Origin of the sequence: Actinomadura sp. WMMB 499 (genome assembly GCF_008824145.1) — a bacterium.
GTDB lineage: Bacteria > Actinomycetota > Actinomycetes > Streptosporangiales > Streptosporangiaceae > Spirillospora.
Window position 1 is genome coordinate 6760937 of record NZ_CP044407.1, and the last position, 14090, is coordinate 6775026.

Annotated in this window: 14 protein-coding genes; 7 read left to right on the forward strand and 7 right to left on the reverse strand. The window is 73.3% G+C overall.

Annotation, left to right across the window (positions count from 1 at the left end; translation table 11 throughout):
• Positions 1 to 45 precede the first annotated feature (45 nt).
• From F7P10_RS30440 to hppD, 4 genes are all read right to left on the reverse strand, one after another.
• Complete coding sequence (locus F7P10_RS30440; protein ID WP_151018386.1) at positions 46 to 1629, reverse strand: M1 family metallopeptidase; 1584 nt, start codon at positions 1627 to 1629, stop codon at positions 46 to 48.
• 67 nt (positions 1630 to 1696) lie between these two features.
• Positions 1697 to 2698 carry an RDD family protein gene (locus tag F7P10_RS30445; protein ID WP_151014516.1) on the reverse strand — a complete coding sequence of 334 codons (1002 nt, stop codon included), beginning with the start codon at positions 2696 to 2698 and terminating at the stop codon, positions 1697 to 1699.
• A gap of 103 nt (positions 2699 to 2801) precedes the next feature.
• Positions 2802 to 3776, reverse strand: coding sequence for an RDD family protein (locus F7P10_RS30450; RefSeq protein WP_151014518.1), 975 nt, complete (start codon positions 3774 to 3776; stop codon positions 2802 to 2804).
• A gap of 129 nt (positions 3777 to 3905) precedes the next feature.
• Positions 3906 to 4997 (reverse strand): 4-hydroxyphenylpyruvate dioxygenase, encoded by a 1092-nt coding sequence (gene hppD, locus F7P10_RS30455; protein ID WP_151014519.1) that lies wholly within the window; start codon positions 4995 to 4997, stop codon positions 3906 to 3908.
• A 103-nt stretch (positions 4998 to 5100) separates the two neighbouring features.
• Between hppD and F7P10_RS30460 the strand changes: the two genes are divergently transcribed.
• Entirely contained in the window at positions 5101 to 5664 is a 564-nt protein-coding gene (locus tag F7P10_RS30460) for an Lrp/AsnC family transcriptional regulator (protein WP_254716106.1), read from the forward strand.
• 151 nt (positions 5665 to 5815) lie between these two features.
• On the opposite strand, the gene greA is transcribed toward F7P10_RS30460, so the two are convergent.
• Together greA and F7P10_RS30470 are read right to left on the reverse strand one after the other, a co-directional pair.
• Positions 5816 to 6319 carry a transcription elongation factor GreA gene (greA, locus tag F7P10_RS30465; RefSeq protein WP_151014521.1) on the reverse strand — a complete coding sequence of 168 codons (504 nt, stop codon included), beginning with the start codon at positions 6317 to 6319 and terminating at the stop codon, positions 5816 to 5818.
• A gap of 217 nt (positions 6320 to 6536) precedes the next feature.
• The gene (locus F7P10_RS30470) at positions 6537 to 6950 is read right to left on the reverse strand and encodes a DUF4307 domain-containing protein (RefSeq protein WP_151014523.1); all 414 of its coding nucleotides are present in this window, start codon (positions 6948 to 6950) and stop codon (positions 6537 to 6539) included.
• A gap of 190 nt (positions 6951 to 7140) precedes the next feature.
• Between F7P10_RS30470 and mca the strand changes: the two genes are divergently transcribed.
• The 3 genes from mca to F7P10_RS30485 all read left to right on the forward strand — a co-directional run bounded on the left by mca (position 7141) and on the right by F7P10_RS30485 (position 9174).
• On the forward strand, positions 7141 to 7995 hold the full coding sequence (gene mca / locus F7P10_RS30475; RefSeq protein ID WP_151018388.1) for a mycothiol conjugate amidase Mca: 855 nt from the start codon (positions 7141 to 7143) through the stop codon (positions 7993 to 7995).
• Complete coding sequence (locus F7P10_RS30480; RefSeq protein WP_151014525.1) at positions 7986 to 8228, forward strand: hypothetical protein; 243 nt, start codon at positions 7986 to 7988, stop codon at positions 8226 to 8228. The genes mca and F7P10_RS30480 overlap by 10 nt, the downstream gene beginning before the upstream one ends.
• Positions 8229 to 8313: 85 nt before the next feature.
• Complete coding sequence (locus tag F7P10_RS30485) at positions 8314 to 9174, forward strand: tetratricopeptide repeat protein (protein WP_151014527.1); 861 nt, start codon at positions 8314 to 8316, stop codon at positions 9172 to 9174.
• Here the strand turns inward: F7P10_RS30485 and F7P10_RS30490 are convergent.
• Positions 9149 to 9625: a pyridoxamine 5'-phosphate oxidase family protein gene (locus tag F7P10_RS30490; protein WP_151014529.1), complete on the reverse strand. Its 477-nt coding sequence runs from the start codon at positions 9623 to 9625 to the stop codon at positions 9149 to 9151. The genes F7P10_RS30485 and F7P10_RS30490 overlap by 26 nt on opposite strands.
• Positions 9626 to 9699: 74 nt before the next feature.
• On the opposite strand from F7P10_RS30490, the gene F7P10_RS30495 reads away from it, so the two are divergent.
• The 3 genes from F7P10_RS30495 to F7P10_RS30505 are packed head-to-tail and all read left to right on the forward strand — an operon-like array spanning position 9700 to position 14050.
• On the forward strand, positions 9700 to 10641 hold the full coding sequence (locus F7P10_RS30495; RefSeq protein WP_151014531.1) for a ribonuclease Z: 942 nt from the start codon (positions 9700 to 9702) through the stop codon (positions 10639 to 10641).
• A 30-nt stretch (positions 10642 to 10671) separates the two neighbouring features.
• Positions 10672 to 12033: an NAD(P)/FAD-dependent oxidoreductase gene (locus F7P10_RS30500; RefSeq protein WP_151014533.1), complete on the forward strand. Its 1362-nt coding sequence runs from the start codon at positions 10672 to 10674 to the stop codon at positions 12031 to 12033.
• Between the two features lie 31 nt (positions 12034 to 12064).
• Positions 12065 to 14050, forward strand: a complete 1986-nt coding sequence (locus F7P10_RS30505) for a thioredoxin domain-containing protein (RefSeq protein WP_151014535.1) — start codon at positions 12065 to 12067, stop codon at positions 14048 to 14050.
• Positions 14051 to 14090: the final 40 nt, after the last annotated feature.

Consider the following 14090-nt stretch of genomic DNA (forward strand, 5'->3'; position numbering starts at 1 on the left):
GGGTCCCGACTCGCCGCCGCCGTGGCCGGAAGGGGACGGGACGGGTCAGCGCGGTGGGCGCCCGCGCTCGTAGAGCCAGGCGTCGAAGAAGTCGTCGAGCCGCTTCTCGGAGAGCCGTTCGGCGAGGTCGACGAACTGCTGCGTCGTGGCGTTGGAGTTCTTCTTCTCCTTCGCCCACGTCCGGAGGATCTCGAAGAAGGTGTCGTCGCCGACCTCGCCGCGCAGGGCGTGCAGCGTCATCCCGCCCCGGTCGTACACGGACCGCGCGAACATGTCCTGGCGCCCGGGGTTGCCGGGCGGGACGTCCCACAGCTCGCGCCCGCCGGTCGCGTACAGCTCGTCGAACTTCTGCTGGAGCGACGGGCCGCCGGACCGTGCGCCCCAGATCCACTCGGCGTAGGTGGCGAAGCCCTCGTTCAGCCAGATGTCCTTCCACTCCGTGACGCTGACGCTGTCGCCGAACCACTGGTGCGCCAGCTCGTGCGCGATCAGCGTCGGCGTCACGCCGTACGCCCCGTACACCGGCCGGGTCTGGGTCTCCAGCGCGAACCCGACGGACGCGTTGTCGACGATCCCGCCCGAGGAGGCGAACGGGTACGGGCCGAACAGTTTCGCGAACTCCTCGGTGACCTGCGTGTTCATCCGGTGGAAGGCGTCCAGGCTCGTCTGCGCGGTGGGGTCGGCGGCCGAGATGACGGGGACGCCCGCGGCGGTGCGGCCGTTGCGGATCTCGAACTCGCCGACGTTCACCGTCGCCAGGTAGGTGGCCATCGGGTTCGCGACGTGCCACTTGGACGTCGTGGTGGCGCGGGCGCCGACCGGGCTGATCGCCGGTCCGGGCGCCCCGCCGCCGGGCGTCCCGCCGGGCTGCTCCCCGGGTGAGCCGGGCGTTCCGGGGGTCCCGGGCGTTCCGGGGGTCCCGCCGGGCGCCTCGCCGCCGACCGGGGACTCCGGGACGCCGTTGGCGACCGCCGTCAGGCCCGCCGGAACGGTGATCTCGAAGTCGAACAGGGCCTTGTCGGACGGGTGGTCGTTGCTCGGGAACCACGTCTGCGCGCCGCTCGGCTGGCACGCCACGAACACCCCGTCCGGCGTGCGGATCCACCCGTAGGTGCCGAGGATCGGATCGTTGACCGGCTCCGGCGTCCCCGAGTACGCGATGACCGCGGTGAACTCCGCGCCCTTGCGCAGCGGCTCCGCCGGCGTGATCTCCAGCTCGCCCTGGCCGCGCTGCGTGCGGGCCGGCGCACCGTTCACGGTGACCTTCGAGACCCGCAGGTCGGTCAGGTCGAGGTTGAACCGGGCGAGCCGCTCGGTCGCCTTCGCGGTGATCGTCGCGGTGCCCGACAGCTGCTCGTCGCCGTCCGGCGTGATCGACAGCTTCAGCCCGTAGTGCCGGACGTCGTACCCGCCGTTCCCGTCGCCCGGGACGTACGGGTCCCCGGCGGTCGTCGGCCCGGCCGGGCCGGTCGCCGCCGCGCCCGGCGACCCCGCGGGCTCCGGGTCGTCCCCGCCGGGGAGCTGGCACGCGGTCAGGGTCCCGGCGGCGGCCAGGGCGGCCACCCCCGCGACGCCCCGTAGCGCGGCGCGCGCGCCGGGTCGGCGGGGGCTGCGGTCGTGTCCGGCCATGTTCACGCGGTCCAGCCTGCCCGGACGGGACGCGCGCGGCAACTCCGATACCGGCGGAGCCGGGCGCTCAGCGCAGCTCGTAGGGGTTCGGCGTGTGCGGCCCCGCCTTGACGACGACCGTCCGGGCGATCTTGTCGTGCAGCGCCTGCCGGCGCCGGTCCCACAGGATCCACAGGACGTCGATGAACCCGATGCAACCGCAGATCCCGCCGAGCACGCTGTAGAACGCCGACCGCGCCGCGGCCTGGCTCGACACGACCGGCCCGCCGTCGTCCGCCCGCACCACCCGGATGCGCAGCAGCATCTTGCCGAGGGTCTGGCCCCACTTCGCGTGCATGAGCCAGAAGTAGAGGAACCCCACGATGATCGCGATGAGGTTCGTCCACACCTGGACACCGTCGTAGGCGTACTCGCCGGGCTCGGGATCGACGACCTGGCTCCAGTTGACGAACGGCAGCGAGATCAGCCCGGAGATGATCGACAGCACGATGAGGTCGATGATCCCGGCCGCGAGCCGCGCCCAGCGGCTCGCCAGCCCGGCCGACGGGTCGATGTACTCGTCGGGACCGCCGCCGTACCCCGGTAGCCCGCCGTGCTGCTGCCCGCCGTACTGCGGCTGCCCCCCGTACGCTCCGCCGCCGTAGGTCCCCGGGTACGCGGGCGGCTGCTCCCCGTACCCCTGCTCCCCGTACCCCTGCTGGCCGTACCCCTGCTGGCCGTAGCCCGGTTGCCCGTACCCCTGCTGGCCGTAGCCGGGCTGCTGGCCGTAGCCCTGCTGCCCGTACCCCGGTTGGCCGTACCCCGGTTGCCCGTAGGCCTCCTGCCCGTACCCCGGTTGGCCGTAGCCGGGCTGGCCGTATCCGGGCTCTCCCTGGCCGGGCTGCCCTTGGCCGGGCTGTCCGGGGTGCCAGGGCTGTCCGGGGTGCTCGGCGCCGGGGCGTCCGGGGCCGGGTTCTCCGCGCCCGCCGGGCGGGGGCGGCTCCTGCCCCTCTCCGTGCGGCCGCTGCTCTGGCGGCGGCCAGTCCTCCGGTTCGTCCCCGGAGCCGGGGTCGTTCGGCCGATGCGTCATGACCTTGACCTGGGCCGAGGCGCACCCTTCCAAACGTGGCCGAGTCCGGGGCGCCGGAATGTTTACCGGCCGCTGAGCAAAGGTTGTCCCGCCTGTCCCGGCGTCAGGACTTCGCGTACGGGTCGGTCGTCCACGGCGTCACCTTCACCACGATCGTCCCGGCGACCTTGTCGTGCAGCGCCTGCCGCCGCGGGTCCCACAGGATCCAGGCGCTGTCGAGCGTCGACAGGATGCTGACGGGGAAGGCGGCCAGGGGCACCGTGAAGTTCAGCAGGACCGTGACGATCGAGATCCCGTACACGAACGCCTGGCGTCCCGCGACCTGGCCCCAGCTCACCGCGGACTGGTCGGCGGCGGTCACCAGCCGGATGCCGCAGGCCCGCTTGCCGATCGTCTGGCCCCATTTGGCCTGCGTGATCGTGTAGTACGCGAAACCGATGATGAAGACGACCACGTATCCGGCGACCAGCACCGGGATGTTGTAGAGCTCCATCGGGTCGGTCATCGGCTCGCCGGACTCGGCCAGCTCGGTGAACCGGTCCCAGCGGATGGAGGCCAGCATGACCGGGATCATGACGACGGCGAGGATGAGGCCGTCCAGCACGGCCGCGCCGAGCCGGGCCCAGCGTCCGGCCAGCATGTCCTGGGGCCCGCCGTAGCCGGGCGGCGGCCCGTATCCCGGCGGCCCGTAGGCGGGCTGCCCCTGCGGCGGGACGCCGGGAGGCTGCTGCCCGGGATACGGCGCCGCACCCTGCTGCCCGGGATACGGCGCCGCACCCTGCTGCCCGGGATACGGCGCCGCACCCTGCTGCCCGGGGTACGGCGCGGCACCCGGCTGTCCGGGGTGCGGCGGCGCGGGCTGCCCGTAGGACGGCAACTGCTGCTGCCCCGGTGCCGCCCCGTAGATCCCCTGGTAGGGCGGCGGACGGTCGTCGGCCGGGGCCCCCGCGCCGGACGGCGGCGCCCCCGCGGGCTCGCCTTCGGTTCCGGAGGGCTTCGAAAGGTCGGGCCCGGGGGCGGCGGAGTCCGTCCGGTCGTCGTCGTCGCCGGGCCGGGGGGTCTGCGGCGGTTCGCTCATGGGCACACAGTGTGCCCGGTTCGGGCGGGTCGGGGCACCGCGAGGGCCCCGGACGTCCGGCCCCGGACACGGGCGGGCGCGTCCGGGGCCGCGGCGCGGGGTGCTCCGGAAGGTCCGGGACGGTCCGCGTCAGAGGTTGCCGCGGCGCTCCTGCTCGCGCTCGATCGCCTCGAACAGCGCCTTGAAGTTGCCCTTGCCGAAGCCGAGCGAGCCGTGCCGCTCGATCAGCTCGAAGAACACCGTGGGGCGGTCCTGCACGGGCTTGGTGAAGATCTGCAGCAGGTAGCCGTCCTCGTCGCGGTCGACCAGGATGCGCCGCTTCTGCAGCTCCTCGACCGGGACGCGCACTTCCCCGATGCGCTCCCGCAGTTCGGCGTCCTCGTAGTAGGAATCGGGGGTGGCGAGGAACTCGACGCCCGCCGCGCTCATCCGGTCGACGGCCGCCAGGATGTCGTTGGTGGCGAGCGCGATGTGCTGGACGCCCGGTCCGCCGTAGAACTCCAGGTACTCGTCGATCTGCGACTTCTTCCTGCTCTCGGCGGGCTCGTTCAGCGGGAACTTCACCTTGCGGGTGCCGTCCGCGACGACCTTCGACATCAGCGCCGAGTACTCGGTGGCGATGTCGTCCCCGACGAACTCGGCCATGTCGGTGAAGTCCATGACCCGGTGGTAGAAGTCGGCCCACTCGTCCATGCGCTCGACGTTGCCGACGCAGTGGTCGATCGCCTGGAAGTACCGGCGCTCCGGCGGCGCGACGACCGGGGCGGCGGCGGTGAATCCCGGCAGGTAGGGGCCGGTGTAGTTCGAGCGGTCCACCAGCGAGTGCCGGGTCTCCCCGTAGGTGGCGATGGCCGCGATCGTCACCTTGCCGTGCTCGTCCTCCAGGACGTGCGGTTCCTCGAGGCCCGCCGCGCCCTTGGCGAGCGCGTGCCGGTACGCCGCCTCGACGTCGGGGACCTCGATCGCGAGGTCGACCACGCCGTCGCCGTGCTCGGCGATGTGCCGGCCGATCTCCGTGCCGGCCTTCACCGGCCCGCGGAAGACGAACCGGGCGCCGCCCGACTCCAGCACGTGCACCGCCTCGTCCGGGCTGCCGTTCTCCGGGCCCCGGTAGGCCACCCGCCGCATCCCGAAGGCGGTCGAGTAGTAGTGCGCCGTCTGCTTGGCGTTGCCGACGGCGAAGACGACCGCGTCCATGCCCTTGACCGGAAACTCATCCATGCCTTCCAATCTCGATGGATGGCTACAAGGTGCGCAAGAGTGCCGCGAATCACTGGGCAATCTGTAGAGTGAACCGGCCGGAACGATCGACGATCTGTGCAACGTGACCACGACCACAGGGATCCGGGAGGGTGCCGTGCCGATCGACGACCTGGACGGCCGGGTGATCGAGCTGTTCGCCGCCGAGCCGCGGATCGGGGTGCTGGAGGCGTCCCGCCGGCTCGGCGTCGCGCGCGGGACCGTCCAGGCCCGCCTCGACCGGCTGGCCCGCGACGGCGTCATCGCCGGCTTCGGCCCCGAGATCGACGCGGCCGCGCTCGGCTACGGCGTGACGGCGTTCGTCACCCTGCAGCTGCGGCAGGGCGGCGGCCACGACCCGGTCGCCGCGCGCCTCGCCCAGGTGCCCGAGGTGATCGAGGCGCACACCATCACCGGGCCCGGCGACATGCTGTGCCGCGTCGTCGCCCGCAGCAACACCGACCTGCAGCGGGTCATCGACGCGATCGTGGACGTCGCGGGCGTCGAGCGGGCGTCGTCGGTGATCTCGCTCGTCACCCAGGTTCCGTACCGGACGCTTCCCCTGGTCCGCGCCGCCTCCGCCCGCCCCGGGGATCCCGCACGCGGCGGCGGGGACGGCGAGCGGCCGCGGCACCGTCCGTCCCGCTGAGCGGCCGCCGGACGGGACGCCGGCACCCGCGGCACCGGTCGTCCGGGGGCGGCGGGGGAGCGGAGGGAGGCCGGACACGCGAGCGGCCCGCCGTCCCCTGGAGGGGACGACGGGCCGGACCGCGTTCTCCCGGCTGTGCCGCCGAACGGGCTCAGGCGGCGCCGTACGGGGTGGCGTCGAGGATCTCGACGGTCATGCCGCGGCCGTTCGGCAGCGTGTAGGTGGCCTTCTCGCCGACCTTCTTGCCGTTGATGGCGGCGCCGAGCGGCGAATTGGGGGAGTACACGTCTATGGGGGCGCCGACCTCCTCGCGGGACGCCAGCAGGAAGGTGACCTCCTCGTCGTCACCCTCGAACGTGACCGTGACGGTCATGCCGGGGCCGACCAGGCCCTCGGTGCGCGGCGCCTCGCCGACGCGGGCGTTCTCCAGGATGCCCTGGAGCTGGAGGATCCGGCCCTCGATCTTGCCCTGCTCCTCCTTGGCCGCGTGGTAGCCGCCGTTCTCGCGCAGGTCCCCTTCCTCCCGCGCCGCCTCGATCTTCTGAGCGATCTCGATGCGGCCCGGGCCCGACAGGTGGTCCAGCTCCGCCTTGAGCCGGTCGTACGCCTCCTGGGTCAGCCAGGTGACGTCCTTGTCAGCGCGGGTCTCGGTCACGGGTACTCCTCATCACATGGTTCGATCCTCGCTCGCCCACCGGTGGGAGAGCGTCACATCGACATGAAGTGCGGCCGGGTGAAACCTCTAGCCTATCCGGTGGTTGCGGGTAAAGGTTCCCTGAACTCGTCGTCGGCAATCGGCCAATCACGGTTCGGCATCGAGCGCGGTATTCGCGCTGGACGTCACGTTCCGGCGACGTCCGTCCGATCCGTCTTCACCCGGCGGTCTTCGCGCACTCGTGAATGCGGGCGCCGGTGGCCTCCCGCGGCGTCGTCAGCGTCTCGGTGCCGGTCGCGCCCGACTTTCCGGCGGGCACCACGATCGTCTTCTCCGCCAGAATGTTGAAGTCGGTGTCGAACGCGTCCAGCGTGCAGCGCACCGGGTCGCCCTCCGGCTTCGCCACCGAGTAGCTGATCTTCACGCTGTTCCCGGTGATGTCGTAGGCGACCGTCTGCGACGCGATCCCCGGGGACGACGCCCCGGCGAATCCGGCGATGATCCCGAAGCCGCCGGCGGCGAGCGCCACCACGACCCCGATCACCACCAGGCCGATCCGGCCCCGGACGGTCTTCGTCCGGTCGGCGGGCTCCTCGGCGGGCGGTGCGGCATCGGTCACGCTCGTGGGCATGGCGGGGAATCTCCGTGCGGGATGCGACGTTGTCAGGAACAATTCTCATCTGTCGTGGCGCGTGCTCCGAACCGGGGGCCGCTTTTCACGGCCCGCCGTGTTCGCTGAGAGGGAGAACCCCAAGGTGTCCGAGGTCATCGACGGTACGACGCTCGACCGCCCGTCCGGCGGGGACGGTGCGCTGCGGCTGATGGCCGTGCACGCCCACCCGGACGACGAGTCCAGCAAGGGCGCGGCGACGATGGCGCGCTACGTCTCCGAGGGCGTCGAGGTGCTGGTGGTGACCTGTACCGGCGGCGAGCGGGGCGACATCCTCAACCCGGCGATGGACCGGCCGGAGGTCAAGGCCGACATCGGCCGGGTGCGCAATGAGGAGATGGCGCGGGCCCGGGAGATCCTCGGCGTCGAGCAGCGCTGGCTCGGGTTCGTCGACTCCGGCTTCCCGGAGGGCGACCCGCCGCCGCCCCTGCCGGAGGGCTGCTTCGCGCTCGAACCGCTGGAGTCGGCCACCGCGCCGCTCGTCCGGGCGATCCGCGAGTTCCGGCCGCACGTGCTGCTGACCTACGACGAGCGGGGCGGCTACCCGCACCCCGACCACGTCAAGACCTACGAGATCTCGGCGGAGGCGTTCGACGCCGCGGGCGACCCCGACCGGTACCCGGGCGAGGGCGAGCCGTGGCAGCCGCTCAAGCTCTACTACCACATGACGTTCAACAAGGAGCGGATCGTCGCCCTGCACACGGCCATGCTCGACGCCGGGCTCGAGTCCCCCTACCACGACTGGATGGAGCGCTTCGACGAGCGCCCGCAGCTCTGGGACGTCACGACCCGCGTGCCGTGCGCCGACCACTTCGAGACGCGCGACAAGGCGCTGCTGGCGCACGCCACCCAGATCGACCCGAACGGGTTCTGGTTCGTCGTCCCGCTGGACCTCCAGCGCGAGGCATGGCCGACCGAGGACTACCATTTGGCCAGGTCCCTGGTCGACACCGAGCTGCCGGAGGACGACCTGTTCGCCGGTATCCGGGAGAAGGTGTGTCTGTAGTGCTGCCCGTCCTCGCCGATGACTACCCCCTGAACGACACCACGGTCTCCCCGGGCGTGCTCGGCTTCGCGTTCTTCGTCGCGTTCTTCGTCGCGCTGTTCTTCCTCATCCGGTCGATGAACAAGCGGCTGCGCAACATCAAGGCGCCCCGCGAGGCCGACCTGAGGCAGGAGGAGTGGGAGCGCCGCGAGGCCGCCAGGGCCGCCGCCGGAGGCGCGAAGCCCGCCGAGTGACGGGCGGTTCCGCCCGTCCCGCGAGCCCGCCGAAACCGGGCGGTGGACGGGTTGGAGTGCGGCGCGTCCGGGGATGACCCCCGTCGTGCGCGCAGACTTCGAGGACTCCTACCGGGAGTTGGAACCGGCGGCCGCGCGGCTGCTGCGGCTCCTCGCCCTGCACCCCGCGGACGGCATCGGGCTCCCGGCCGCGGCCGTCCTCGCCGACCGCCCCGAGGACGAGACGCTCGACCGGCTCGAGGCGCTCGCCGGCCGCGGCCTCGTCACCGACGCCGGCGGCGGCCGGTACACGCTGCCCGGTCCCGTCCGCGTCCGGGCCGCCGAGCACGCCGAGGCCGAGGACGATCCGGACGAGCGGGACGCCGCGCTCCGCCGCGTCCTCGACCACTACCTGAGCGCCGCGCCCGGCACCGGGCTCGAGGAGCAGGGCCTCGCGCTGCTCGACCGCGAGCGCCGCGCCGAGGCCGTCGAGACCCTCGAGGAGGCCCTGGAGGAGGCGCTGCGGGACGCCGGGCGCGGCGGCGACCACCGCACCGTCCTGATCGCCCGCCACAACCTCGGCCGCGCCCTGACCGCCGCCGGGGCCCTCGACCGCGCGATGCGCCTCCTGGGGCCGCTGCCGGAGGAGTTCGCCGCGCTTCCCGAACCCGACGACCGCAACCGGGGCCGCGCGCTGCTCGGCCTCGGCGAGGCGTACCTGCGCGCCCGCCGCCCGGTCGCGGCGGTGAACTTCTTCGGCCAGGCCCTGGAGATCATGCGGACGCTGGACGCCCCCGACCTGCAGGCCGACGCGTACGCGCACCTCGCCGAGGCCGCCCGGCAGCGCGGCGACGAGACCGCCGAGAGGACCGCCCGGGACGCCGCGGCGGCGCTGCGGGCGCGCGCGGGCGAGCGGGCGGGCGAGCGGGCGGGCGGGGAGGTCAGGCCTTCCCGTGGTCCCAGCTGACGATCTCGTCCGGCTCCATCACGACGAGGACGCGCTTGGCCATCGCCTGCTCGATGCCGGCCTCGATGCCGGGGTCGATGGGTTCGCCGACGGCGGGGACGGGCAGGCCCGCCATGCGGGAGCCGACGACGCGGCCGACCTTCAGCAGCTCCGCGTGGTCCTCGATGACGAGGCCGCGCCCGTTGAGCTGCGCGCCGCGCAGCTCGCCGTACTCGACGCCGTCCTCGACGAGGCACGTCATGGCGGGGTTGCGGCGCAGGTTCACGACCTTCTGCGACGCCTTGTACGTCGTGAAGGCGATCTTGCCGTCGAGCAGCGCGTAGAACATCGTGACCAGATGCGGGGTGCCGTCCTTGTTGATGGTGGCGACCTGCACCTTGAAGTTCCCCGCGAGGTAGGACGCGGCCTCGTCCGGCGTCATCTTGATCCTGTCGCGCTTGCCACCGGCCATGCGGGCTCCCTCCCTGGACGAGGAGCCAGGATAACCAGGTGCTTACCGGCGGTGCGGGGCGGCACCATGGACGGATGTCCGCTCGCGATCTGACCGTGCTGGGCTCGGCCAGCGCGGTGCCCACCAAGGCCCGCAACCACAACGGCTACCTGCTGCGCTGGGACGGGCACGGCCTGCTGTTCGACCCCGGCGAGGGCACGCAGCGGCAGCTGACGCGCGCCGGGCTGTCGGCGCACGACGTCACGTGGATCTGCGTCACCCACTTCCACGGCGACCACTGCCTCGGGGTGCCGGGCATCGTGCAGCGGATCGCGCGCGACGGCGTCGAGCACCCGGTGGACGCGGCGTTCCCGGCGAGCGGCACCCGGTACTGGGAGCGGCTGCGGCACGCGACGGTGTTCCGCGACACGGGCGTCATCCGCGAACGTCCGGTGTCGGGCGAGCGGGCGGTCCTCGACACGGCGGGCGCACCGTTCACGCTCGTCGCGCGGCGGCTGTCGCACCCCGTCGAGGCGTACGGCTACCGGCTGGCGGAGCCCGACGGGGTGACGATGCTCCCGGACCGGCTCGCGGCCCGCGGGGTGCGCGGACCGGACGTGCGGCGGCTGCGGGAGCACGGCCACGTGACCACGGCGGACGGGACGGCGGTGACGCTCGAGGAGTGCAGCGTGCCGCGCCCGGGGCAGAAGGTCGCGTTCGTGATGGACACCCGGATGTGCGACGGGGTGCGGGAGCTGGCTGACGGCGTGGACATGCTCGTCATCGAGTCGACGTTCCTCGACGCGGACGCGGGGCTCGCGGCCGAGTACGGGCACCTCACCGCGGGGCAGGCCGGGAAGGTCGCGGCGGACGCGGGCGCCGGCACGCTGGTGCTCACGCACTTCTCCGAGCGGTACCGGGCCGACGAGGAGCACCGGTTCCGGGACGAGGCGGCGGCCGCGTTCGGCGGGGAGATCGCGCTCGTGCACGATCTCGACCGGATCGCGATGCCGCCGCGTCGCAGGTTCGGCGGGTGATCGCGGCGGATCTCGGGCAGTATCCCGATCATGGCTGAGGAAGTGGACGTCGTCGTCGTGGGGCTCGGGCCCGGCGGGGAGGACGCGGCGGGACGGCTCGCCGAGGCGGGGCTGTCGGTGGTCGGGGTCGAGTCGCGGCTGGTCGGCGGCGAATGCCCGTACTACGCGTGCATCCCGACGAAGATGATGGTGCGGGCCGCCGGGCTGGTGGCCGAGGGCGAGCGGATCCCCGGGATGGCGGGGGAGGCGGACGTGCGGCCCGACTGGGCGCCGGTCGCCGCCCGGATCCGGGACGAGGCGACGGACTCGTGGGACGACACCGTCGCCGCCGACCGGCTCACCGCCAAGGGCGCCGAGCTGGTGCGGGGCCGCGGCCGGATCACCGGCCCCCGGGAGGTGACGGTCGACGGGCGGACGTTCCGGGCCCGGCGCGGCATCCTGCTCAACACCGGGACGACGCCGACGGCGCCGCCCATCGAGGGCCTCGACGGCACCCCGTACTGGACGAACCGGGAGGCCGTCCAGGCCACCGAGGCGCCCGCGTCGATGATCGTCCTCGGCGGCGGGGTCGTCGGGGTGGAGCTGGCGCAGGCGTTCTCCCGGTTCGGGACGCGGGTGACGGTCGTGCAGACCGACGACAGGCTGCTGCCGCGCGAGGAGCCCGAGTCGAGCGAGCTGGTCCGGCGGGTGTTCGAGCGCGAGGGCATCGGCGTCCGCACCGGGCTGCGCACCGACCGGGTCGCCCACGACGGGAACGAGTTCACCCTGCACGCGGGCGGCGACACCATCGTCGCGGACCGGCTGCTCGTCGCCACCGGCCGCCGCCCGAACCTGCGGGGGCTCGGCCTGGAGCACGCCGGTCTGGACGAGGACGCGCGGGCGATCCCGGTGGACGGCAACATGCGGGCGGCCGACGGGGTGTGGGCGATCGGCGACATCACCGGCAAGGGCCAGTTCACGCACGTGTCGATGTACCAGGGGGCGATCGCGGCCCGCGACATCCTCGGCGAGGACGGCGCTCCGGCCGCGTACCGGGCGGTGCCGCGCGTCACGTTCACCGAGCCGGAGATCGGCGCGGTGGGGCTGACGGAGGAGCAGGCGCGCGACCAGAACCTCCCGGTCCGGACGGGCATGGTGAGCCTGGCGGACTCGTCGCGGGGGTTCATCCACAAGTCGGGCAACGACGGCTTCATCAAGCTGGTCCAGAGCACCGAGTGGGGCGTCCTCGTGGGCGCCACCGCCGCGGGCCCGTCCGGCGGGGAGATCCTCGGCGCGCTGGCGGTCGCCGTCCACGCGGAGGTGCCGGTCACCGCGCTGCGCGAGATGATCTACGCCTACCCGACGTTCCACCGCGCCATCGAGAGCGCCGTCGCCGACCTCGGCGGGGGGTGAGGGCATGCCCGGATCGGGCAGGATCGGGGGCATGAACCGGCTCGAGGACGCGACCAGCCCGTACCTGCTGCAGCACGCCGACAACCCGGTGGACTGGTGGGAGTGGTCCGACGGCGCATTCGCCGAGGCCAGAGAGCGGAATGTGCCGATTCTTCTGTCGGTCGGATATGCCGCTTGCCATTGGTGCCACGTGATGGCCCACGAGTCCTTCGAGGACGCCGAGACCGCGCGGATGATGAACGAGCTGTTCGTCAACGTCAAGGTCGACCGGGAGGAAAGGCCCGACGTCGACGCCGTCTACATGGAGGCCACGCAGGCCATGACCGGCCAGGGCGGATGGCCGATGACGGTGTTCGCGACCCCCGACGGGCACCCGTTCTACTGCGGCACCTACTTCCCGCGCCCGCAGTTCCGGTCGCTGCTCCAGGCCGTCCACAAGGCGTGGACGGAGCAGCACGAGGAGGTCGTCGGGCAGGGGCAGAAGGTCGTGGAGGCGCTGACCTCGCGCGGGCCCGGCCTCGGCGGCGGCGAGGCGCCGGACGGGGAGCGGCTCGCGCACGCCGTCCAGGTGCTCGCGGCGTCCTACGACGCGGCGCGCGGCGGGTTCGGCGGGGCGCCCAAGTTCCCGCCGTCCATGGCGCTGGAGTTCCTGCTGCGCCACCACGCCCGGACGGGCGACGCGCAGGCCCTCGCGATGGCGGGGCACACCCTCGAGGCCATGGCGCGCGGCGGGATGTACGACCAGCTCGGCGGCGGGTTCGCGCGGTACTCGGTCGACGCGGCGTGGGTCGTCCCGCACTTCGAGAAGATGCTGTACGACAACGCGCTGCTCGCCCGGGTGTACGCGCACTGGTGGCGGCTGACGGGCTCGCCGTTCGCGCGCCGGATCGCGCTGGAGACGTGCGACTGGATGCTGCGCGACCTGCGGACCCCCGAGGGCGGCCTGGCGTCCGCACTGGACGCCGACAGCGAGGGCGTCGAGGGCAAGTACTACGTGTGGACGCCCGCGCAGCTGCGCGAGGTGCTCGGGGACGACGACGGCGCGTACGCCGAGGGCCTGTTCGAGGTGACGGGCACGTTCGAGCACGGCACGTCCGTCCTGCAGCTCCTCGCGGACCCCGAGGACACCGAACGGTACGGCCGGATCCGGACGGCGCTGCTGGAGGCGCGATCCCGGCGGATCCCCCCGGCCCGCGACGACAAGGTCGTCGCGGCGTGGAACGGGCTGGCGATCGCGGCGCTCGCCGAGTGCGGGGCGATGTTCGACCGGCCGGATCTGGTCGGCGCGGCGGAGGAGATCGCCGAGCTGCTGGCCCGGGTGCACGAGCGGGACGGACGTCTCGTGCGGACGTCGCGCGGCGGTGCGGCGGGCGCGAACGCGGGCGTCCTGGAGGACTACGCCGACGTGGCCGAGGGGCTCCTCGCCCTGCACGCGGTCACCGGCGACCCCGCTCGCATGCGGCTGGCGGGGGAGCTGCTGAACACGGTGCTGGAGCGGTTCGCCGACGGGGAGGGCGGGTTCTTCGACACCGCGGACGACGCCGAGCGGCTGTTCCGGCGCCCGCAGGACCCGACCGACAACGCGACGCCGTCCGGGCAGTTCGCGGTGGCGGGCGCGCTGCTGTCGTTCGCCGCGCTGACCGGCTCGGACTGGCACCGGCAGTCGGCGGAGCGGGCGCTGGCCCCGGCGGCGGCGCTGGCGGCCAAGCACGCCCGGTTCGCCGGGTGGGGGCTGGCGGTGGCCGAGGCGCTCGCCACCGGCCCGGTGGAGATCGCGGTGGTCGGCGACCGGGACGACTCGCGCACCCGCGCCCTGCACCGCACCGCCCTGCTGGCGGTGGCGCCCGGCGCGGTCGTCAGCGTGGGGGAACCGGGCCGGGACGAGGTGCCGCTGCTGGAGGGCCGCCTCCCGGTCGACGGCGCGCCGGCCGCGTACGTGTGCCGCGGGTTCGTCTGCCGCCTGCCGGTGACGTCCACGGACGACCTGAGACGCGAACTTCGCGGGCAATTGAAGTAACCGTCCACTTTGTGGGAACGTGACGTTGATCTCCTGCTGC